Consider the following 20,887-nt stretch of genomic DNA (forward strand, 5'->3'; position numbering starts at 1 on the left):
GGGGGACCGCCTGCTCGCTTCGCTCGCGATGTCCCCTTTCACCCTCGGACACACGGGCCAGGCAAAGCCCGGCCCGTGCGTCCGAGGTCCCCTTCATGGTCGCCGCGGCTCTCGTGGCGTTAAGCCAGAAGCCCCTGCACCAGGGCACTGGCGGCCTTGCCGTCGAAGGCGCCCCCGTGGGCCGCCTGGAGGGCCTTCATCACCAGGCCCATGTCCTTCTTGGCCGTGGCCCCGGTCTGGGCGATGGCGGCCCGCACGGCGGCCTCCAGGGCCGGTCCCTCGAGCATGGCCGGCAGGTAGGGCTTCAGCAGCTCGATCTCTGCCCGCTCCTGGGCGGCCCGATCCGTCTGGCCCACCTTCTCGAACTGGGCGACGCTGTCCTCCCGCGATTTCACCAGGCGCTTGAGCACCGCCAGGGCGTCGGCTTCGGCCAGGGTTCCCTGCGGGCCTAGCCCCTTGGCCACGGCTTCATTCTTGTAGGCGGCGAGGGCCATGCGCAATACCTGGGTCCGCGGCGCATCCCGCGCCAGCATGGCGGTTTTCAGATCGGCCTGCAGGCGATTGAGCATGGGACTCTCCGGGGCGGAAGGTCCATGGTGACGCGGGCGTCCATTCCCCTCAATGCCAGAAATCATGCCGGAGAATTCCCGGGTCGAAACAAGGGGAATCAGACATTCAGCCGGGGTCCCATGAACGTCGCCTTCATCAATCCATTCATCGAAGCCACCCTTCGCAGCCTCGAAATGATGGCCAACATCTCGGCCGAGAAGATCGGTCTGTCCGTCAAAGAGGACTTGATCACCACCTATGACATCTCCGCCATCATCGGCATCACCGGGGACACCTCCGGGTCCATCATCCTCAGCTTCCCGGTGGGCCTGGCCTGCCGCATCGCCGGCAACATGCTCATGGAGGAGATCGCGGACCTGAACCAGTCGGTGGAGGATGCCATCGGCGAGATCGGCAATATCGTGGTGGGTGACGCCCGGCGCCTGCTCATCCAGGACGGGTTCAGCCTCTCCATCTCGGTGCCCACCGTGGTGGTCGGCAAAGGCCACAAGATCAGCCGCAGCGGCGATGTCCCCTGCATCGCCATCCCCTTCACGACCCCCTTCGGGGAGTTCGAAGTGAATGTGGGGCTGAAGGATTAGCCTTCAGTCTTCAGCCAATGCAGAACGGGCGCCCTGGGGCGCCCGTTCTCAACGGAAACGGCTTGGCCGTTTCAGCCTTAAGCCTTCTCGAACTTGATGACTTCCACGGGGCAACCGGCGGCGGCGGCCTCGATGCTGGCTTCCAGGTCCGTGCCGAAGCTGCCGGACAGGGCGCTCATCTCCTCACGGTTCTCGGAATCCACGCCGTCCTCGCGCACGGAGCCGTTGATGTTGCAGCTGGTGTCCGTGACATGGAAGACATCGGGGCACTCGGCTTCGCAGGCATTGCACACGATGCAGCCTTCTTCGATCCAGACTTTGGTGATGGCCATGGTCGTCTCCTAGAGATCCAGTGGGGGCCCGGCGATGGGCGAACTCAATCAACCTAGCATCGCCGTGGTCCCGGACCAAGCTTCGCCTCGCCCTCGGAGGCGTGGGAGACTGGACTTGTGACGGAGGTCCGCCCATGAGCCTGCAGGAGACGGGAATTCTTGCCCAGATCCGGGCCCTGCTGCCCGGAGGCGAGAGCCTGGTGGACGACTGCGGCGCCCTGCCTCCCACCCCGGCCGGCCACCGTCTTCTGGTGACCACGGACCTCATGGAATCCGGCCAGCACTTCCGCCTCGACTGGCATCCGCCTGACCTGCTGGCCCGCAAGCTCCTGGCCGTGAACCTCTCGGATCTGGATGCCTCCGGGGCCCGCCCCTTCGGCTACACCCTCACCCTGGCGCTGGGGCCGGAGGTCGACGCCCCCTGGCTGACGACCTTCCTGGCGGGCTTGGCCGCGGGCTCCCGGGAGGCCGATGTCCAGGTTCTGGGGGGGGATACGGTGGGCCGGCCCGCGGGCCTGGGCCTGGGCCTCACGGCCTTCGGGTTTGCCGCCCGCTGGCTGCGGCGGGATGGCCTGCGACCCGGCGACCGGATCTTCGTGGACCAGCGCCCCGGCGCCAGCCTCCGGGGCCTGCGGAAGCTCCAGGCCGGGCAGCGCTGGGACCCCGCCCGCCCCGATGCGGATCTGGAGGCCCACCTGGCCCCTCGGCCGCGGCTGGGCCTCGGCCTCCGGCTGGCGGAAATCCCCGAGATCCACGCCTGCCTGGATTTGTCCGATGGCTTGAGCCGGGATCTCCGCAACCTGGCCGAGGCCTCGGGCCTCAGCATCGTGCTCGAGCCGGCCCTGGACGAGGATGCGCGGAGAGGCGGCGAGGACTATGCCCGCTGCTTCGGCACCTCCCTGCCCCAGGCGGAGCTGGAGTCGCGGCTGGGCCTGCCCCTCCTTCCCGTCGGCACGGTCATGCCCCGCGGGGCGGCCCCCCTCCTGGCCTATGATGGGGATTCGCTGCTTCCCCTGCCCGACCTCAGCTTCGATCACTTCGGATCTTCATGACGCATCACGACAAATCGCACCTTTGGGCCCGCACCAAGCGGTTTCTGGCCGATCCGGGGCTGGAGCCGCACCACCTGGCCTGGAGCTTCGCCCTGGGCCTCAGCATCGCCTGGAACCCCCTGCTGGGAACGCACACGGGACTGGTGCTGATCGCCTGCGCCTTGACGCGGAAGCTGCATCGCCCGCTCACCTTCCTGGGAGCCTTCACGAACAACCCCTGGACCATGGTGCCCATCGCCACGGCCTCGACCTTCTTCGGCAACCTGCTGCTGGGACGCGGCCTGCACCTGGATCTGAGCGGCGTGGATTGGAAGAGCATCGGCTGGCAGAGCTTCACTTCCCGCGAGGGCTTTCAGGCCGCCGCCGCCATGCTCAAGCCCATCCTCGCGCCCTACCTGCTGGGCGGCTTCGTGCTGAGCGCCTTGGCCATACCTGTGGGATATTTTCTGATGCTGCGACTGGCCCACCGGCTGCGCTCCCCCAAGCCCGCGCCCACCCCCCTTCCCGGAGACTGACATGGACATGCGCTTCCTGATGAAACAGGCCCAGCAGATGCAGGCCAAACTGGCGGAGGCCCAGGCCAACCTGCGCGTGGAGGGCACCGCCGGCGGCGAGCTGGTGAAGGTCACCCTCAACGGCTCCAAGGAACTGAAGGGCATCTCTATCGCCAAGGACGCCATGGATCCCGAGGACCCCTCCATGCTCGAGGACCTGCTGGTGGCCGCCTTCCACGACGCCGCCGCCAAGGCCGACGAGGCCATGAAGAAGCAGATGGGCGGCATGGGCGCGGGCCTCAACCTGCCGGGCCTGGGGCTGTGAAGGCTGGGGCCCGCCCATGAAGCTGCCGCCGCCGCTCGAGGCCGTGGTGGAAAGCCTCCAGAAGCTGCCGGGCGTGGGCGCCAAGTCCGCCCAGCGCATGGCCCTGCACCTGCTGAAAGAGGGCCCGGAAGGCATGGCCCACCTCGCCCACCAGCTGCAGCAGGCCGCCGAGAAGGTGGGCTTCTGCCAAGTGTGCGGCGCCTTCACGGACCAGCCCACCTGCCCCATCTGCCTGGATCCGCGCCGTGATCCCGCCAGCCTCGTCATCGTGGCGGAAGCCTCCAATGTGCTGAGTTTCGAGCGCAGCGGCCACTTCCGGGGCCGCTACCATGTGCTCGGGGGCCTGATCTCGCCTCTGCGCGGCGTGGGCCCCGACCAGCTGCGCATCCGCGAGCTGCTGAAGCGGCTGGAGGATCACGCCATCCAGGAAGTCATCCTGGCCACCAACCCCACGGTGGATGGCGAGGCCACCGCCAGCTGGCTGGCCCGCATCCTTGAGCCCATCGGCGTCCGCACCACCCGCATCGGCCTGGGACTCCCCATCGGCAGCGACCTCGAATACGCCGACGAGCTCACGCTGGACCGCGCCATGGAGGGGCGGCGGCCGGTGGGCTAGGCAGAGGCTAGTACTTCACGCTCACATCGCCCTTCGCCCAGGTCTGGCAGGCGAGGCGCTGGTCGGCCCCGGCCTTGAGCACACCCAGCACCCGGGTCTCGATGGCGCCCTTCTCGCTCAGGTGCTCCGCACCCTCCACCACGGTCACGAGACAGGTCCCGCAGCGCGCATGGCCGCCGCAGCGGTGGGGCAGCGGCACACCCGCCCGGGTGCTGGCCGCCAGGAGGGCGGTCTCCTGCTCGCAGTCCGCAGTCCCGGGTTTCTTGCCGTCGAATCGGATGGTGTGCATGGAATACCCGTAAGTAAATAAAGCAATCGAGATAAGGGGGCATGGGCCCCCTCCACTGTATCAGGGCGCCTCGCGCCCCAGGTGGCCTTTCGCCACCGCGAGGAACCGCTGCCGGGCCCAGGCGTGATCCACGATCGGCCCGGGGTAGTCCAGCCTTCCGCGGAGCGCCGCGGGCGCCTTCCAGGGTTCATGGACGAGGGCGGCCGGGAGCCCGGCCAGCTCAGGCACCCAGCGTTTCACATAGGCGCCATCCGGATCGAACTTCAATCCCTGGGCGGTGGGATTGAAGATGCGGAACCAGGGCTGGGCATCGCAGCCACAGCCCGCGCTCCACTGCCAGCCCGCATTGTTGGCGGCCCAATCGCCATCGGCGAGCCAGGCCATGTAGTGCGCCTCGCCGCGCCGGTAGTCCAGCAGCAGGTGCTTGGCCAGGAAGCTGGCGGCCACCATGCGGGCCCGGTTGTGGACGAACCCCTCGGCCTTCAGCTGCCGGGCGGCGGCATCGACCACCGGATACCCCGTACGGCCCGCCGTCCAGGCCTCCCAGGCCGCCTCGTCCTCCCGCCAGGGAAAAGCCTGGAACCCCGTGCGGAAGGGTTGTTCCAGCAGCTCCGGCCATTCCCACAGCAGGTGGTGGCTGAACTCGCGCCAAAGCAGCTCATTGAGGAAGCGCCGCGCGGATTCACCCTGGCCGCTCGCCGCCACCACCTGCCAGACGGCCCGCACCGAGAGGGTGCCGAACTTCAGATCAGCGCTGAGCCGCGAGGTCCCGGGCCGGTCCATGCGGTCCCGGTCCGTGCCGTAGTTCGCCAGAGGCCCGGCCAGGAAGGCCCGCAAGCGCTCCCGAGCCGCCTCCTCGCCCCCCCGCAGAAGCCCCGGGTTCGCGTCGATCCCCAGGTCGGCCAGGGCCGGGATGGGAACCTCATCGGCGGTGACACCCTTGGGAAGCGGGGGAAGTTTTGACCGCAAATCCTGGATCAACGGAAGATCAATCCTGGCCATGATGGCCTTAGCGAAGGGCGTGAACACCCGGAACGGGCCTCCCTGCCCATTCCGTACGGACCCCGGCGGCAGCAGGGTCTCCCCCTCGAACAGGCAGAACCCGGTGCCCTGGCGCGCCAGGGCCTCGCCCACCCGGCGATCCCGCTCCCGGCCGAAGGGCTCCACCCAGCGGTGGGCCAGAACCCGATCCGCCCGCCACCGGGCCGCCAGCCGCGGCACCACCTCCACGCTGCGCCCGGGCACCACCAGCAGGCGCGAACCCAGCCGAGCGAGGTCGGCCTCCAGCGCCTTCAGCGATTCCAGCAGAAACTGCATCCGGTGGGGCAGCTCCCGGGCCCGCTCCGGCGCGAAGAAGAAAGGGTCCAGCACGAACAGCGGAATCACTTCGCCCGTGGCCACGGCCTCCGCCAGCGGGCCGTGATCCGCCACCCGCAGGTCCTTGCCCCGGAACCACACGATGCTCCGCATGGCCCGAGGCTAACCCGGGCCATGCAGGAAGAAGGTCCCCTCAAACCTGGACAGGCTCAGCGCTCGAGCTTGAACCCGATCTGGATCGTCACCTGGAACTCGGCGACCTTGCCGTCCTGGATGCGGCCCCGCTGCTCGACCACCTCGAACCAGGCCATGTGGCGAATGGACTTCCCGGCCTCCTCCACAGCCTGCTTCACCGCCTCGGCGAAGCTGACCGGAGAGGTGCCGACGATCTCGACCTTCTTGTAGATGCCGGACATGGATGCCTCCTTGCCGCCGATTGTGGGCGGGGCGACTGTAGGTTTCATAGATCTATTTTTCGCAAACAATGAATCCGGCCTGGCGCGAAGTCCTCAGATGGCCTGGCCGCCCCGCTCGCCGGTGCGGATGCGGATGCACTCCTTCAGATCCTGGACGAAGATCTTCCCGTCCCCCACCTCGCCCGCGCCATGGCGGGCCGTGCGGATGATGGTGTCCACGGTGATGCCTTCGAAGTCGTCGTTGCAGGCGATGGTGATCTGGATCTTGGGGATCAGGTTCGGCACGACCTTCTTGCCCCGCTGGACCACGATCTCCTGCTGGCGCCCGTGGCCACTGACCCGGGAGACGGTGATCCGTTCGATCTCCGCTTCGATCAGGGCCTCGCGAACCTCGTCGAGCTTCTCTTCGGGGATGATGGCGGTGATGAGCTTCATCGGATCCTCCTGGTTCAGCCAAGTTGAGCCTAGTCGAGCCTAGTTGAGATTGTTCAGCCCGTAGGCGCGTTCCCCGTGGATCTCGTGGTCGAGGCCGGTCTTCTCCACCGACTCGGCCACGCGGAAACCGACGACCTTTTCCACCAGCCAGGCGATGAGGAGCGTCATGACCACGGAGAACACGATGGTGGCGCCCACCGCGAAGGCCTGGACCTTCAGCTGGGCCAGCACACCCCAGCCGGGGGACTTGGCGGCGGCTTCGGCCCACCAGGAATCCCGGATGAAGAAGGTGAGGCCCAGGGCCCCGACGATGCCGCCGGTCCCGTGGATTCCGAAGGCATCCAGGGAGTCGTCGTAGCCCAGCCGGTTCTTCAGCATGATCATGCCGTAGCAGGTGCAGGCGGCGATGGCGCCTAGGGCCAGGGCCCCGCCCACCTGGACCACGCCGGCCGCGGGCGTGATGACCACCAGGCCCGCGAGGATGCCCGAGGCCATGCCCAGGCTCGTGGGCTTGTCCTCGCGGATGGTCTCGATCAGCACCCAGGTGAGGGCGCCCGCGGCCGCCGCCACCTGCGTGACCGTGAGGGCCCGGGCGGTCTCCAGGTTCGAGGCGATGGACGAGCCCGCGTTGAAGCCGAACCAGCCCACCCACAGAAGGCCCGCGCCGATCAGGGTGAAGGTCAGGTTGTTGGGGGCCATGGCGGTCTTCGGGTAGCCGTGGCGGGCGCCCAGGAACAGAGCCAGGGCCAGGCCGGCCACGCCCGAGGAGATGTGCACCACCGTGCCGCCGGCGAAGTCGATGGCCCCCTTGGCCCCGAGGTTGAAGAAGTAGCCATCCGAGGCCCACACCCAGTGGCAGAGCGGGCAGTACACGAAGAGCACCCAGAGCGTGATGAAGGCCACCCAGCCCCGGAACGAGATCCGCTCCGCCACGGCCCCGGCGATCAGGGCGGGCGTGATGATGGCGAACTTGCCCTGGAACATGGCGAAGGCGTACTCGGGCACCCCCGCGGGAAGGATCGTGTGGTCGATGCTGCGGAGGAGGACCAACCCGCGGCTCCAGCCGATGAGGCCGCCCAGGGCGTTGGGCCCGAAGCTGAGGGCGTAGCCCACCACCGTCCAAAGGACGCCCACCACGGCCATGGCCGAGAACGAATGCATCATGGTGCCGAGGACATTCTTGGTCCGGACCAGCCCACCGTAGAACATGGCCAGCCCCGGCACCATCAGCAGCACCAGAGTGGTGGAGGTCAGCATCCACGCCGTGGTACCCGTGTCGTTCACCGGACCGGCGGTCCCGGCGGCCAGGGGAAGCCCCGCACCCAGGATGGCGGCGAGCGGAAGGGATCGCTTCCAGGTCATCGGTTCCTCCGAAAAAGCGTGCGGATCCAACCTATGCAATAAAGTCCTGGATTCTAAGTCAATTTAATAGGCCATCCATCCAACATAAAAAAGATTGATACGGGCATAACCCAGGCGCACGGGCCCGGAGCCGCTCGCCAGACCAGAGGCGGACCTTCCTTCAGGTCATCCGCTGGTCTCGCTGCCCAGCGCCACCTGCCAGAGCCCGGTGGGATCGGGATGCAGCAGCCACTCGGACACCACGGGGCGCCGGGTCCAGGCCCCCAGCTCGAGTTCCTGATCCAGCTGGCCGGCGCTCCAGCCGGCGTAGCCCAGGAACAGGCGGTACCGGGCCGTGGAATCTCCCAGCAGGGCTTCCAGCAGATCCTTGCGATGGCTCACGAAGTGCGTGAGGTCCACCACCGTGTCCTCCTCTTCGGGCAGGCCGCCTTGCACCAGGAGGATGCCCCGCTGGGGATCCACGGGGCCGCCCCGCCAGGCGCTGGCCTCGGCGGAGCCCTCATAGGCCATGCCGCCCTCTTCGCAGACCTGGGCCAGGGACAACGGCAGGGGACGGTTCAGCACCAGCCCCAGGGCGCCTTCCTCGTCGTGCTCCACGACGAGCACCACCGCATGGAGGAAGTTGGGATCCAACAGCGCGGGGCTGGCCACCAGGAGACAAGGAGCTTCGGGCGTCATGATGCCGATGATGATAGCCCACCGCCCCGGTCCGGGAGCCCGGATAGCCTGGAAGGATGCGAACGCCCCTGCCATCCCACCTCGGCGCCCTCCGCGAAGGGGTGGCCCTCCTCCTCCGCCACCCCTGGCTCGCCTTCAGCCTGGTCCTGCTGGCCATGGTGCTGGCCCAGCTGGGGCCCGCGCTGGAGCTGGCGGCCGGGGCGACGCCCAGCCTTCTGATCCAGCCCATCTTCGGCTTCGTGGGCCTTCTTCCCCTGGAGATGTACTTCGTGCCGAAGCTGCAGGCCCGGTTGGACGCCGAGACCCTGGACACCCCCGGCAACCCGGCCGCCGGCTGGCGGGAAGGCTTCGATCGCCGCTGGGCCCTGGCCTTCCTCGTCCGCCTCGGCCTCAGCGTGGCCATCGGGCTCGGGCTGCTGCTCTTCCTGGTGCCGGGCATCGTGATCCTCACCCTGTTCGGCTGGGCGCCCATGCGCATGCTGCTCCGCGGGGAGGCGCCGCTGGCGGCCCTCCGCTGGAGCCAGGCCTCGATGGTCCGCCACTGGCCGCGGATCGTGCAGGCCGTGCTGGCCATGATGCTGGTGGCCCTGGTCTATCAGGTGGCTGCGGGCTGGAGCCTGGAACGGCTGCTGCCCACGGCGGATCCCGACCTAGGGCCCAGCGCCCTGCTGCGGCTGAAGCATCCCGCCTTCTGGCTCTTCAATCTGCTGGGGGGGGTCATGAACCTCTGGCTCAGCTGCTCCCTGCTGGCCCTGTACCACCGGCTGGAAGCCGCCGTCCTGCGGCCCTAGCTAGCAGCCGCAGTCCCGGACTTTCCCCTCGCCCTGGAGGCAGACTTCGCAGACCCGGATGGCCTGCCCGATTCCGATCAGTTCGACCTCCGGGCTGAGGAAACCGGGCTTGAGGGGTTCCACCTTCATCAGATCGGTGGAGAGGTATTTCTTGTTGCTGTCGCTGAAGACCGTCGCGACCACCGCCTCCGGACCGAGCCGTTCCTGGGCCTCGAGGGCCGCGAGGAAGTTGGCCCCGCTGCTGATGCCCACGCCCAGACCCCGGTCCGCCAGCTTCTGGGCCATGAGGATGGCGTCGCCATCGTCCACGGACAGGATGTCGTCCAGCTGGTCCAGCTTCACGATGCTGGGAATGAATTCATCGGAGATGCCCTGGATGCGGTGCTTCCCGATCTTGTGGCCCGTGTGCAGGGTGGGGGAGTTGGAGGGTTCCACGGGATGGATCCGGATGCCGGAATCCATGCCCTTGAGGAAGCGGCCCACGCCCATCACCGTGCCACCCGTGCCCACGCCGGCGACGAAGGCATCCGGCCTCAGTCCCGCCGAGGCGAGCTGGGCCCAGATCTCCGGGCCCGTGGTGGTGGCGTGGGCCTCCACATTGACCTCGTTGGCGAACTGGCAGGGCAGGTAGGCGTCCGGCGTCTCCGCCGCCCAGACCTCGCTGAGCCGGATGGACCCCAGGAAGCCGCCCTCGGCCGCACTCACCAGGCGGATCTGCGCGCCGAAGGAGCGGATCAGGTCCTTCCGCTCCTGGCTCATCCAGTCCGGCATGAAGATGGTCACGGGGTGCCCCAGCGCCCGGCCCAGGGCCGAGAAGGAGATGCCGGTGTTCCCGCTGGTGGCCTCGGCGATGGGCGCCCCGGGCTTGAGGGCGCCGCTCTCGTGGGCTCTCCGGAGGACATGCAGGGCCATCCGGTCCTTGATGCTGCCCGTGAAGTTGAAGCTCTCGGCCTTGGCGTAGATCCGGCGCGCCTGGCCGCGGAACCGGACATCCACCGCCAGCAGGGGCGTGCAGCCCACCAGGCGGCTCAGGGTGCGGAGGGTCGGCTGAATCTCGGTCATTCCTGGAGCCTCGTCTAAGGATGCCTCCACCTTCGCACGGCGGGATCCTTTGTTCATCCGGAAGCGAACGGGGCCTAGGGTCTGTTTTCAAATTCCACGGCACCGCGACGAAGGCCATCCGGGATGCACCGCAAGGAAGGGCCCGCAGGGCGATGTGGTTCATCGTTCAAGGGCTCTGACGCCGCGGGGCCCCCGGATGGCCTCGTCCCGAAGGGTTGGGTGGGCAGCTGTCGCGATGCTGCGTCAGGCTCCTCGACCTTGGAACCACCAAGGCCTTCGTCGCCTTCCTTGCCTCGCTCGGCTGCCCGCCCAGCGCGGCGTCGCGGAATTTGAAAACAGACCCTAGTCTTCCTCGGAGAAGTACCCCGGGTCCTCGATCTCCACGAGCTTCCCCGCGCCCAGCTCCCGGCGCTGGTCGGGGCTCAGGGCCGCTTCGATCCAGCGTGGATCCGTACGGCCATTGAGGAAGTGGGCCGAGGGCTCGGCGGCGTCGAAGGCCTCACGGGTGCGCCAGAGGTGCACCCAGCCCACATGGTTGATGCGCGCCCAGACCATCATGGCTGCGCCGCCCCCTTCAAGTCCGTCCCCTTCAAGCCCGTCCGGTTCAAGTGCAGGGCCCCCCCGCTTCGCCTTCCTTGCGGAGCACCGACACCGCGTGGAGGAGCAGCGGCCAGGCCAGCTGGATCTGCTCCAGCGCCGCGGCCGGACGGCCGGAGAGGTTCAGGATCACCGAGCGCGACGCGATGCCGCAGACCGCCCGGCTGGCGAAGGCCAGCGGATGGCCGCCCTTGGCGCGGATGAGCTCGCAGATGCCGGGAGCCTCCCGCTCGATGACGCGGCGCGTGGCCTCGGGCGTCGTGTCCCGGGGCCCGAATCCCGTTCCGCCGCAGGTGAGGATCAGGGGCACCTGCTCGGCCACGGCCCGGCGCAGATCCACCTCCAGGACCGCCGGATCATCCGGCATGAGCGAGGCGGTGACTCCCGCCACGCCCTGTCCCTTCAGCCAGCTGGTCAACAAGGGCGTGGACTGGTCCTGGTACTCGCCCTTGGAGGCCCGGTCCGAGAGGGTGACGAGGTGCACGCGATCCATGCGGAGTCCTCCCTGGGTTGGCATCGGTTGGGCATGTCCCACCTGAGGATGCCACAATGGGCCATGGCCGACGCATCCCTGTCCAGATCCATCCGTCCCGGGGCCGCCCTGGGCCTGCTCGGCGGGGGCCAGCTGGGTCGCATGTTCACCCTGGCAGCCCGCAATCTGGGCTTCCGCGTCCACGCCCTGGATCCCGGCCACGACTGCCCCGCGGGCCAGGTGGCCGATCTCGAGATCCGCGCCGCCTACAACGATGTCTACGCCGCCCAGGCTCTGGCCCGGGGCGTGGATGTGGTGACCGTCGAGTTCGAGAACATCCCGGCGGAAACCCTCGAGGCCGTGGCCACGATCCGGCCCATGCATCCCGGGGCCCATGTGCTGCACACGGTCCAGCACCGGCTCCGCGAGAAGCGGTTTCTGGCTGAGCACGCATTCCCCGTAACGCCCTTCCGCGAGATCAACACCGAGGCCGATCTCCATGAGGCGACCTCGGCGCTGGGATTCCCCTCCGTCCTCAAGACCGCCAGCTTCGGCTATGACGGCAAGGGGCAGAAGAAGCTGATGGGCGCCGCCGACATCGGCCCGGCCTTCGCCGCCCTGGGCGGTCAGCAAGGCATCCTCGAGGCCTGGGTGCCCTTCGAGCTGGAATGCAGCGTGATCTGCGCCCAGTCCGCCACCGGCGAGACCAGCGTCTGGCCCGTGGCCGAGAATGCCCACCAGAACCACATCCTCGACACGACCGTCTTCCCCGCCCGCATCCCCGCCGCCGCCGCGGCGAAGGCCCAGGCCATGGCCCTGGACATCGCCAAGGCCCTGGGCGTGGTGGGCATGCTGACCGTGGAGTTCTTCCTCAAGCCCGGGGGCGAGCTGCTGGTGAACGAGCTGGCGCCGCGGCCGCACAACAGCGGCCACGCCACCATCGACGCCTGCGTCACGAGCCAGTTCGAGCAGCAGGTGCGCGCCGTCTGCGGCCTGCCCCTGGGGGAGACCACCCTGCTCCGCCCCGCCGCCATGGCCAACCTGCTGGGCGACCTGTGGCCGGCAGACGGCGAGCCCGCCTGGGAACGCCTCCTTGCCCACCGCGAGGTGAAGCTGCACCTCTACGGCAAGACTGATGCCCGTCCCGGCCGGAAAATGGGCCACCTCACCGCCCTGGCCGACACGCCGGAGGAGGCCCTGGCGAAGGTCCTCGCCGCCCGGGAAGCCCTGCGGGGATGATGCGCCTTGAGCCTCCGGGCCATCCCGGGCCACACTCGTTCTGACCGGAGGAGGGCGGTGGTGGACAGCGACCCGCAGGAGCCCAGGCCGGACTCCCGCCAGGACGAGGGGGATCCCGGGTCCTCCGGTGCCATCCCGGCTTCCACCTCCGGCGGTGATCAGGCGACGGCCCTGGTCCGTTTCGCCGAAACCGACGACACGCTGACCCCAGACTCCCAGCCCCACTCGGGCCGAAAGCCTCGGGCCCCCAGCGCGTCTGGCGAGAGTTCCGAAGTCGCGCCCCATCTCCGGGCGCCGGGAGAGGATCCCTGGGACAGCCTTCCCGCCCCCGAAAGCGAGCCCGGCTCCAGCGGGCGCCAGGTGCTCCGGGTCTTGACCCTGCCTGCCTGGAAGCACTACCGGAACCTGCGCTTCCTGGCCCAGGGCGGCATGGGGCGGGTGTTCAAAGCCTACGACCCCACCCTGAAGCGCACCGTGGCCCTCAAGTTCCTCCGGCGCGACGAACCTGACCTCGTGGCGCGGTTCTCCCTCGAGGCCCAGCACCAGGCCCGGATCGACCACCCGAACATCTGCCGCGTCTACGAGGTGGGCGAGTGGCAGGGCCAGAGCTACATCGCCATGCAGTTCCTGGAGGGCGAGACCCTCGACGTCGCGCGCCTGAACCTCACGCGGCCGGAGGTCGTCCAGATCATGGAGACCGTGGCGGAGGCCATCCATGCGGCCCACCGCACGGGACTCATCCACCGCGACCTCAAGCCCGCCAACATCATGGTGCAGCGCGGAGAGGCCGGCCTGACGCCCGCCATCCTGGACTTCGGCCTCGCGCGGGGACACGAGAACCAGCAGCTCACGCAGCAGGGGCTGGCGGTGGGGACGCTCCACTACATGGCACCCGAACAGGCCCAGAGCGACCACGCGCGAATCGATCGGAGGACCGATGTCTACGGCCTGGGCGCCACCCTGCACAAGGTCCTGACGGGGGAACCCCCCTTTGCCGCGTTCGACGGGATGGAGGTCCTGCGCCGGACCCTCGAGGTGGAAGTGCCGCCGCTCCGACGCCTCGTCCCGAACCTGCCGGAGGACCTGGACACCATCACCCGCAAATGCCTGGAGAAGGATCCCGCGCGGCGGTATCCGAGCGCCCTCGCCCTGGCCGAGGACCTGCGGCGCTGGCGCGAGGGCGAACCCATCCTGGCCCGGAAGCCCTCGCTCGCCTACCTCACGCGCGTCTGGATCCGGAGGCACCGGCTGGTGACGGCGGTGGCGGGGGCCGCCCTGGTGGCGGTCCTGGCCCTGGCGGGCGTGGCCATGGCCACGGCGGCTTCCGCGCAGGCCCGGGCCCGTCATGCCCAGCATTTTGGTCAGGAGGCGGAGCGCATCGAGGCCATGCTGCGCTACGCCCACCTGCTCCCCCCTCACGATGTGCGGCCCGAACTGGCCCAGGCCCGGGCCCGCATGGCCGCGCTGGAAGCCGAGGCCCGCCGCGTGGGCCCCCTGGCCGCGGGCCCCGCGGCCTACGCCCTGGGGCGCGGCCACCTGGCCCTGGGCGAGGTGGAGCCCGCCCGGCAGCTCCTGGAACAGGCCTGGGACAGCGGATTGAAAGGCCCTGAGGTCTCGCTGGCCCTGGGCCGCGCCTTGGCCGCCAGCTACCAGCGGGCGCTGGATCTCGCCCGGGCCCTGCCCTCCCGGGAGCTGCGCGAGACCCGGGAAAAGGAACTGGCCCGCGACCTGCGCGCCCTCGCCCTCACGCGGCTGCGGGAAGGTGCCTCCGCGGCCCTGGAGGCCCCGGCCTACCACGAAGCCCTGGTGGCCTTCATGGGTGGACAGTGGGACCAGGCCCAGGCCCGGGCCCGGGCGGCCCTGGCTGCCACGCCCTGGCTCTTCGAGGCCAAGCGCCTGGAGGGCGAGGCCCTCCTGGAATCCGCCAAGGCCCTGCCCAGCCCCGTGGAATCGTACCTGCTGCTGCAGCAGGCCGAAGCCGCACTGGCCGACGCCCGGCGTCTGGGCCCCAGCGACCCCGCCACGGCCCTGGCCGAAGTTCGCGTCCTGGCCGAACAGGTCGCCCAGCGCCTCGCCTCGGGGGGCCAGGCCGAGGCCCTCCTCCTCCGGTGCCGGGAGGCCGTCCGGCGATCACGCGCCCTTCAGCCCGATGGCGGTCAGGCCCCCGCGAATCTGGCCCGGGCCCTCATCCGCTGGGCCGAGCTGCGGCCCCCCAACGCTCCGGAGACCCGGGCCGCCCTCCAGGAAGCCGCCGCCCTGTCCGCCGAAGCCTTGCGGCTTTCCCCAGAGGACCCCGCCACCCTGGCCACCCGCATCCCCGTGCTCCTGGTCATCGGCATCCGGGATCACCGGGCCCGCCGGATGGATCCCCTGCCCCTCTACCAGGAGGCCCAGGAGCTGGCGCGGAAGGCCCTCCTGCGCCATCCGCAGGAGCCCCTCTTCCCCGCCCTGCTCGCCAGCGCCTGCATGCGGCGCATGACCTGGGAGATCAACACCGGCACCCCCCCGTGGGCCAGCTTCGAGGAGGGACTGACCCAGGCGCTGGCCCTGCGCGACCGGTTTCCCGACTTCGTCGGCGGGTACCAAGGCCTGGCCACCCTCTGGGTCGAGCGGGCGGAGTACGAGCGGCGTCACGGCCTGGACCCCCGGCCCTCGGTGGTCGCCGCCCTGGAGGCCTTGAGTGCCGCCGCGCGCCGGGGCCTCCGGCTCCGCCATGCGGGTTGGAGCGAAGGGGACGCCTACCTGATCCGGGCTCAGTACCTCCTCGCCACCCAGGGTGGCGGAGAAGAGGATTTCCGGCGGGCCACCGAGGAATATCAGCGCGCCCTGAGGGACAATCCCAACCTCCTCCAAGCTCACAACGCCCTGGCCGAGGCCGCGCTGGGGCGGGCCCAGAGCCGGCTGGAGCTGGGTCAGGATCCCAGGCCGATGCTGGCGGAAGCGGCGGATCACTTCGAGCGGATGGGCCACCGATCCGCGGTGCCCGACCAGACCGAATACCTCAAAGGGCAACTCGCCCTGCTGCGGGGCCGCCTCCGCCTGGCCTCCGACGGCAACCCCGACCCGGACTGGGCCCAGGCCATGGCCGCCTTCCACCGGGCCGCGACCCAGGGCGGCCTGGCCAAAACCCAGCTTGGTTTGGCGGAAGTCCTGGCCCGGGCCTATCGGCACCGGGGCCGGGCCCAGGACCGGGTGCAGGCCCTGGCCGCCGCCCGGAAGGCCCTGGAGCTGGATCCCCTCCATGCCGAAGCCTGGCTCTGGATCGCCGTGGTCGAGCAGGAGGCCGCCCGGCGCGGCGACGAGCGCGCCTCGGCCCGTGCCGGAGAGGCCTGGAACCGGGCCCTCAGCCTGGATGCCAATCTGCGCCGGACCGCCCTCAGCCTCGGAATGCCCTGAGCCTCAGGGCCACTCGGTAGGCAGGCAGTCGGGGGTCTTGAGCGCGATGAGGGCCGTGCCTCCGGCCTCGGGAGCCGTGGCCGCATCCTTCGGCTTCGCCTTGGGGCAGGCGCGGTCCCGCACTTCCTTGGCCATGGCAGGATCGTGCTTCACCTGGTCGTAGTAGTCCGCCAGCACATCCCAGCCCGCATCGCCCCAGACCAGGAGGCAGTTCTGATCCAGATCCACGGGAAAGGTCTGGGGACCGCCGTCGGTCTCGACCGTCACGATGATGGAAGTGAGCCGGTTCATGAAAGCTCCTCGATGGGCTGCTGACAGGCTACCGGATCAAGTGCGCTGCATCTGCTCCAACAAAGGGTCCATCCTCACCACCGCGTCCATCCCAGTACCCACAGCACGCCCAACACGGCCAGGGCATCGCGGTCGCCGGGGTCCATGCGCTCGTTGCGACGAGCGAGTTCTTCGGGGCCGGGGCCGCGCATGACGACGCGGTGGGTGTCCTGGGCGGGATCCTCCAGCAGCACCCAGTCCGGGGCCGTGCGGCCCACCACGGCGGCGCCCAGGCGCGGAGCACCCGGTTTCCAGCGGACCTCCAGAGGCTCCCACTGGCCGGCGTTCATCAGGCGCCAGGGCCCCTCAGCGGGCGAGGCGCCCAGATCCAGCACCGCATCCCGGTCCAGGAAGCGCACGATGAGCCGCGCCTGGGGCGGCGCCGCGGATTCGGGACGCCGGCAAGCGAGGCCCGTCAGCAGAAGCAGGGCGAGGAACAGGAACCGCATCGGACCTCCCTGCTCAATGGTGGGCCGGGCTAGCCGACCTGGGCGGGAACCTCGCCGTAGATGTTGTCCCGCTGCCAGGGCTCGTAGCCGGCGGAACGGATCATGCGGGTCATCTCGTCCTTGTTCACGCTGTAGCAGGTGCCCGCGGCGCTGACGACATTCTCCTCGAGCATGAGGCTGCCCATGTCGTCGCAGCCGTAGTGCAGGGCCAGCTGGCCGGTCTTGCGGCCCATGGTGACCCAGCTGCTCTGGATGTGCGCGAAGTTGTCGAGGAAGATGCGGGCCACGGCGATGGTGCGGAGGTACTCCACATCCGTGGGCTTCGGCACCTTGCCTTCCCAGGGCGTGTGGCCGCTCTGGAAGGGCCAGGCCGCGAAGGCCGTGTAGCCGCCGCCGTTGTTCCGGGCCAGCGCGCGGTCCTGCTGGTCGCGCAGGGCCTCCAGGTGCTCGATGCGCTCGGCCAGGGTCTCGGTGATGCCGAACATCATGGTGCCGGTGGTCTTCACGCCCTCTTCGTGGGCGGCCTCCATCACCTCGAGCCACTTGTCGCGGCCGCCCTTGAGGGGTGCGATCCTCTTGCGAATGCGGTCCACCAGGATCTCCGCGCCGCCGCCGGGGATGGAGCCCAGGCCCGCCTCGCGCAGATCCGCGATGGTCTTGCCCAGGGTCTGGCCGCTGAGCTTGGCCATCATCTGGATCTCCACCGGCGAGAAGCCGTGGACCCAGATGCCCAGGTCGTGGTGGAGGTAGCGCACCAGGTCCAGGTAGTAGTCCCAAGGCAGGTCCGGATTCACGCCGCCCTGCAGCAGGAAGCCCGTGCCGCCGATGGCCTGGGTCTCCTCGGCCTTCTGCTTGAGCTGCTCCTTCGTCAGCACATAGCCGCGGCTGTCGCCGGGCTTGTGGTAGAAGGCGCAGAAGGTGCAGTAGACATTGCAGACATCGGTGTAATTGACATTGCGATCAATGACATAGCTGACGCGCCGGGGATCGGCATGGCGGTCCCGGATCGTGGTGGCCGCGACGGCGAGGTCCGGGAGCTCGGCCTGTTCGAGAAGCACCAGCGCTTCCGCGGCGGAGATCCGGCGCCCCTGGAGCACGCCCTCCAGGATGGCTTCGGGCGAGGTGACGCTCTTGAGCATGTCTAGACCTTGTACCCCATCACCTGGAGGCAGCGGCGGCAGACGCAGTCCTGGCCCTCGACCCCGTGCTGGAAGTGATCCAGCGTGTAGGGATTCCGGCACTTCTCGCAGATCTGGGTGGGCTCGGTGGTGGTCTTGGGGGCGTAGAGATGGGTGGGATCGGGCATGGCGGACTCCGGATCTTCAAGGATACCAAAGGCGGCCCCGCAGGGCCGCCTTTGGTCGGAAAAGGCAGGGAGGCCTACTCTTCGACGGCGCCGGCCTTGGCACTTTCGTGGGGGCGGGTGTTGCGCTTGCCCTGGAGCTTGCGGGCCTGCACATCCAGCTTGTCGATGGCCTGGGTGATGCTGGCGTACATGTCGTCCGTGGTGGCGGAGGCCACGAAGGCGCTGGCGCGGGTCTTCAGGGTGATCTCGGCCGCGTGGCGGTGCTTCTCCACGCTCAGGATCACATGGACATCGATGATGTCGTCCAGGTAGGTGGCCATCTTGTCCAGCCGCTCCTTCGTGAACTGCTTCAGGGGCTCGGTGAGCTCCATGTGGCGGCCGGTATAGTTGACCTTCATGGGACACTCCTGAAAAGGGCCGGGTGGCCCGTGGATCGTGGATCCGGCCCTGTTATCGGCGCCGGCGCTGGGAAGCTGGTGGAATCTTCAGTTCCTCCCGGTACTTGTTCACCGTGCGGCGCGCCACCTTGATGCCATCCCGTTCCAGCAACCCGGCGATGGCCTCGTCGGAGAGCGGCTTGGCGGGATCCTCGGCCTGCACGAAGGCCTTGATCCTGTGTTTCACCACGGTGGCGGAGATGTCGGATTCCTTGGGCCGAGCCGAGAAGAAGTAGTTCAGGTCGTAGAGGCCCTGCGGAGTGTGGATGGTCTTGGCCTTCACCACGCGGCTGATGGTGCTCTCGTGGAAGCCCGTCGCCTCGGCCACATCGCGCAGCACCATGGGCCGAAGGCGCTCGATGCCGTGCTCGATGAATTCCTTCTGCAGTTCCACGATCTGGGCCGACACGCGGAGCACGGTGCGGTTGCGGTCCTCCACGCCGCGGATGAAATCCCGGGCGCTGCGGAAGCGCTCGCGGATGAAGTCCTTGTCGCACTTGGCTTCGCTGGAGGCCATGAAGCGCTGGTATTCGCCGTTCACGCGCAGGCGGGGCAGGCCCTCGTCGTTGAGGTAGACCTTCCAGTTGCCGTCCTCGCCCCGGAGCACCACCACATCCGGCTTCACCACGCGCTCTCCCTCGGGGTCGAAGGCCCGACCCGGCGAGGGGTTGAGGTGCTTGAGCTGTTCCATGGCCAGACAGAGTTCTTCGTCCGTGCAGCCCAGGGCCTTGCGGAGCTTGCCGCTGTCGCGCTGGGACAGCTGCTCCGAATGATCCTGGATGATGCGGACGGCCAGATCGTCGGGTTCCGCGCCCGCATGGCGCAGCTGGAGCAGCAGGCTCTCCTGCACCGTGAAGCACCCGACGCCGGAGGGATCGAACTCCTGGAGCACATCCAGCGCCGCGCGAAGCTCTTCCTCGGTGACGCCGAAATCCGCCGCCAGCGCCGCAGGGGTGACCTCCACGGAGGGCTGGTCGGGATCCATGCGGATGAAGCCCTTGGGATCCATCCGGTCGATGAGCCGCTCCACCAGGGGCGCCCGGGGGTCCTCGTGCTCCAGCGTCTCGTAGAGCTGGCCCACCAGGTGATCCTGCAGCGACTCGAAGGCGCTGAGCCGGTCCTCCCAGGAGAGGCGGTCCTCTTCCGGCAGGTTGCTGGTGCGGGGGAGATCCTGGTCCCAGCTGTTCTCTGCGCCCAGTTCGGTTTCCTGGACCTGGGCCACGCCCTCTTCCGTGAACCGCTCCAGATCGTTTTCGGGATTCATTTCACCCGCCGCGTCCAGCATCGGTCCCAGGTCGACGGTGTCCACCCCCTCGGGCAGCTCGACGCCATCGGAGGCCTGGTCACCCGAGGCTTCCGTCACATCCGAATCGCGCCCCTCCTCGATGGCCTCGAGGGTCGGCACCTCGTCGCTGTCCTCGGCCAGCTCCAGCAGGGGATTGTCCTCGAGCTCGCGCTCGATGGTCTGCGACAGCTCCTGCAGGTTCATCTGCCACAGCTTGAGCTTCAGCTGCATGGCCGGCGTGAGCGCGAGGGTCTGGCTCTGGGCCAGGCGCTGGGAGAGGAAGGGACCGGCAGCCATCAGTCCAGCCTGAACCGGTCGCCCAAGTAGACCCGGCGAATGTCCGGATCCTCTGCGATCTCACTGGGCAAGCCGTGTTTCATGATCATCCCGTCCGCCAAGATATAGGCGCGGTCGGCGATCTGCAAGGTCTCGCGGACATTGTGATCGGTGATGAGCACGCCGATGCCTCGCGCCTTGAGGTCGGCGATGAGGCCCTGGATCTCCAAAACGGACTTGGGATCCACACCGGCGAAGGGCTCGTCCAGCAGCATGATGCGCGGCTCGGTCACCAGGGCCCGCGCCAGTTCGCAGCGCCGCCGCTCACCACCCGACAGGCTCATGCCCAGTGTGTCGCGCACTTTGTCCAGGTGGAAGTCGGCCAGAAGCCGCTCGCAGCGGTCCTTCTGCTCCGCCTTCGGGACCGGCTGCAATTCCGCCAGTGCCATGAGATTCTCCCACACCGTCAAACCCCGGAACACACTGGACTCCTGGGCCAGGTAGCCGATGCCCAGTCGCGCGCGGCGGTGCATGGGCAGGGCCGTGACATCCTTCCCCAGCCAGCGGATGCTGCCCCGGTCCGGGGCCTCCACGCCCACCACCATGTAGAAGGTCGTGGTCTTGCCGGCTCCATTGGGCCCCAGGAGCCCCACCACTTCGCCCGTGCCCACGCAGAGGCTCACATCCCGCACCACGGTGCGGTCGCCATAGCGTTTCTGGAGGTTCACGGCCTCAAGGCAGGGAGTCTGCTCGGTCATGGCTCTATCAGAACATACTGGC

General features: G+C 68.8%; 26 protein-coding genes. 8 read left to right on the forward strand and 18 right to left on the reverse strand.

Annotation, left to right across the window (positions count from 1 at the left end; translation table 11 throughout):
* Positions 1–119: 119 nt before the first annotated feature.
* Positions 120–569 carry a GatB/YqeY domain-containing protein gene (locus tag QUD34_RS08970; RefSeq protein ID WP_286353354.1) on the reverse strand — a complete coding sequence of 150 codons (450 nt, stop codon included), beginning with the start codon at positions 567–569 and terminating at the stop codon, positions 120–122.
* 120 nt (positions 570–689) lie between these two features.
* Between QUD34_RS08970 and QUD34_RS08975 the strand changes: the two genes are divergently transcribed.
* Positions 690–1,151, forward strand: coding sequence for a chemotaxis protein CheX (locus QUD34_RS08975; RefSeq protein WP_286353355.1), 462 nt, complete (start codon positions 690–692; stop codon positions 1,149–1,151).
* Between the two features lie 77 nt (positions 1,152–1,228).
* Here QUD34_RS08975 and QUD34_RS08980 read toward each other — a convergent pair whose 3' ends face one another.
* Positions 1,229–1,483: a ferredoxin gene (locus QUD34_RS08980; protein WP_286353356.1), complete on the reverse strand. Its 255-nt coding sequence runs from the start codon at positions 1,481–1,483 to the stop codon at positions 1,229–1,231.
* 134 nt (positions 1,484–1,617) lie between these two features.
* On the opposite strand from QUD34_RS08980, the gene QUD34_RS08985 reads away from it, so the two are divergent.
* The 4 genes from QUD34_RS08985 to recR are packed head-to-tail and all read left to right on the forward strand — an operon-like array spanning position 1,618 to position 3,970.
* Positions 1,618–2,535: a thiamine-phosphate kinase gene (locus QUD34_RS08985; RefSeq protein WP_286353357.1), complete on the forward strand. Its 918-nt coding sequence runs from the start codon at positions 1,618–1,620 to the stop codon at positions 2,533–2,535.
* Positions 2,532–3,050, forward strand: a complete 519-nt coding sequence (locus QUD34_RS08990; RefSeq protein WP_286353358.1) for a DUF2062 domain-containing protein — start codon at positions 2,532–2,534, stop codon at positions 3,048–3,050. Before QUD34_RS08985 ends, QUD34_RS08990 begins: the two co-directional genes overlap by 4 nt.
* 1 nt (position 3,051) lies before the next feature.
* On the forward strand, positions 3,052–3,354 hold the full coding sequence (locus QUD34_RS08995) for a YbaB/EbfC family nucleoid-associated protein (protein ID WP_286353359.1): 303 nt from the start codon (positions 3,052–3,054) through the stop codon (positions 3,352–3,354).
* Between the two features lie 16 nt (positions 3,355–3,370).
* Positions 3,371–3,970 (forward strand): recombination mediator RecR, encoded by a 600-nt coding sequence (recR, locus tag QUD34_RS09000; protein WP_286353360.1) that lies wholly within the window; start codon positions 3,371–3,373, stop codon positions 3,968–3,970.
* A gap of 7 nt (positions 3,971–3,977) precedes the next feature.
* On the opposite strand, the gene QUD34_RS09005 is transcribed toward recR, so the two are convergent.
* The 6 genes from QUD34_RS09005 to QUD34_RS09030 form a co-directional block, all read right to left on the reverse strand.
* Positions 3,978–4,259: a 2Fe-2S iron-sulfur cluster-binding protein gene (locus QUD34_RS09005; protein WP_286353361.1), complete on the reverse strand. Its 282-nt coding sequence runs from the start codon at positions 4,257–4,259 to the stop codon at positions 3,978–3,980.
* Positions 4,260–4,319: 60 nt separating this feature from the next.
* Positions 4,320–5,729 carry a cryptochrome/photolyase family protein gene (locus QUD34_RS09010; RefSeq protein ID WP_286353362.1) on the reverse strand — a complete coding sequence of 470 codons (1,410 nt, stop codon included), beginning with the start codon at positions 5,727–5,729 and terminating at the stop codon, positions 4,320–4,322.
* A gap of 56 nt (positions 5,730–5,785) precedes the next feature.
* Positions 5,786–5,992 carry a dodecin gene (locus tag QUD34_RS09015; RefSeq protein ID WP_286353363.1) on the reverse strand — a complete coding sequence of 69 codons (207 nt, stop codon included), beginning with the start codon at positions 5,990–5,992 and terminating at the stop codon, positions 5,786–5,788.
* Positions 5,993–6,085: 93 nt separating this feature from the next.
* Positions 6,086–6,427, reverse strand: coding sequence for a P-II family nitrogen regulator (locus QUD34_RS09020; RefSeq protein WP_286353364.1), 342 nt, complete (start codon positions 6,425–6,427; stop codon positions 6,086–6,088).
* Between the two features lie 39 nt (positions 6,428–6,466).
* Entirely contained in the window at positions 6,467–7,789 is a 1,323-nt protein-coding gene (locus QUD34_RS09025; RefSeq protein WP_286353365.1) for an ammonium transporter, read from the reverse strand.
* Between the two features lie 165 nt (positions 7,790–7,954).
* On the reverse strand, positions 7,955–8,467 hold the full coding sequence (locus QUD34_RS09030) for a YqgE/AlgH family protein (protein WP_286353366.1): 513 nt from the start codon (positions 8,465–8,467) through the stop codon (positions 7,955–7,957).
* A gap of 56 nt (positions 8,468–8,523) precedes the next feature.
* Between QUD34_RS09030 and QUD34_RS09035 the strand changes: the two genes are divergently transcribed.
* Complete coding sequence (locus QUD34_RS09035; protein ID WP_286353367.1) at positions 8,524–9,258, forward strand: hypothetical protein; 735 nt, start codon at positions 8,524–8,526, stop codon at positions 9,256–9,258.
* Here QUD34_RS09035 and QUD34_RS09040 read toward each other — a convergent pair whose 3' ends face one another.
* The 3 genes from QUD34_RS09040 to QUD34_RS09050 form a co-directional block, all read right to left on the reverse strand.
* Positions 9,259–10,320 (reverse strand): PLP-dependent cysteine synthase family protein, encoded by a 1,062-nt coding sequence (locus QUD34_RS09040; RefSeq protein ID WP_286353368.1) that lies wholly within the window; start codon positions 10,318–10,320, stop codon positions 9,259–9,261.
* A 342-nt stretch (positions 10,321–10,662) separates the two neighbouring features.
* A complete protein-coding gene (locus QUD34_RS09045; protein WP_286353369.1) occupies positions 10,663–10,878 on the reverse strand; it encodes a hypothetical protein in 216 nt (71 codons plus the stop codon).
* A gap of 46 nt (positions 10,879–10,924) precedes the next feature.
* A complete protein-coding gene (locus tag QUD34_RS09050) occupies positions 10,925–11,410 on the reverse strand; it encodes a MogA/MoaB family molybdenum cofactor biosynthesis protein (RefSeq protein ID WP_286353370.1) in 486 nt (161 codons plus the stop codon).
* A gap of 63 nt (positions 11,411–11,473) precedes the next feature.
* Between QUD34_RS09050 and QUD34_RS09055 the strand changes: the two genes are divergently transcribed.
* Positions 11,474–12,628, forward strand: a complete 1,155-nt coding sequence (locus QUD34_RS09055) for a 5-(carboxyamino)imidazole ribonucleotide synthase (protein ID WP_286353371.1) — start codon at positions 11,474–11,476, stop codon at positions 12,626–12,628.
* A 60-nt stretch (positions 12,629–12,688) separates the two neighbouring features.
* Entirely contained in the window at positions 12,689–16,024 is a 3,336-nt protein-coding gene (locus QUD34_RS09060) for a serine/threonine-protein kinase (protein ID WP_286353372.1), read from the forward strand.
* 3 nt (positions 16,025–16,027) lie between these two features.
* Here QUD34_RS09060 and QUD34_RS09065 read toward each other — a convergent pair whose 3' ends face one another.
* The 7 genes from QUD34_RS09065 to lptB all read right to left on the reverse strand — a co-directional run bounded on the left by QUD34_RS09065 (position 16,028) and on the right by lptB (position 20,865).
* The gene (locus tag QUD34_RS09065; protein ID WP_286353373.1) at positions 16,028–16,315 is read right to left on the reverse strand and encodes a hypothetical protein; all 288 of its coding nucleotides are present in this window, start codon (positions 16,313–16,315) and stop codon (positions 16,028–16,030) included.
* Positions 16,316–16,389: 74 nt separating this feature from the next.
* Positions 16,390–16,803: a hypothetical protein gene (locus QUD34_RS09070; protein WP_286353374.1), complete on the reverse strand. Its 414-nt coding sequence runs from the start codon at positions 16,801–16,803 to the stop codon at positions 16,390–16,392.
* A gap of 29 nt (positions 16,804–16,832) precedes the next feature.
* Positions 16,833–17,942 (reverse strand): cyclic dehypoxanthinyl futalosine synthase, encoded by a 1,110-nt coding sequence (mqnC, locus tag QUD34_RS09075; protein WP_286353375.1) that lies wholly within the window; start codon positions 17,940–17,942, stop codon positions 16,833–16,835.
* 2 nt (positions 17,943–17,944) lie between these two features.
* Entirely contained in the window at positions 17,945–18,109 is a 165-nt protein-coding gene (locus QUD34_RS09080; RefSeq protein ID WP_286353376.1) for a hypothetical protein, read from the reverse strand.
* Positions 18,110–18,183: 74 nt separating this feature from the next.
* The gene (gene hpf / locus QUD34_RS09085; RefSeq protein ID WP_286353377.1) at positions 18,184–18,507 is read right to left on the reverse strand and encodes a ribosome hibernation-promoting factor, HPF/YfiA family; all 324 of its coding nucleotides are present in this window, start codon (positions 18,505–18,507) and stop codon (positions 18,184–18,186) included.
* 52 nt (positions 18,508–18,559) lie between these two features.
* Positions 18,560–20,128: an RNA polymerase factor sigma-54 gene (gene rpoN, locus QUD34_RS09090; RefSeq protein WP_286353378.1), complete on the reverse strand. Its 1,569-nt coding sequence runs from the start codon at positions 20,126–20,128 to the stop codon at positions 18,560–18,562.
* Positions 20,128–20,865 (reverse strand): LPS export ABC transporter ATP-binding protein, encoded by a 738-nt coding sequence (gene lptB, locus QUD34_RS09095; RefSeq protein WP_286353379.1) that lies wholly within the window; start codon positions 20,863–20,865, stop codon positions 20,128–20,130. Before lptB ends, rpoN begins: the two co-directional genes overlap by 1 nt.
* Between the last annotated feature and the right edge of the window lie 22 nt (positions 20,866–20,887).

It is taken from the genome of Geothrix oryzae (assembly GCF_030295385.1).
Lineage (GTDB): Bacteria > Acidobacteriota > Holophagae > Holophagales > Holophagaceae > Geothrix > Geothrix oryzae.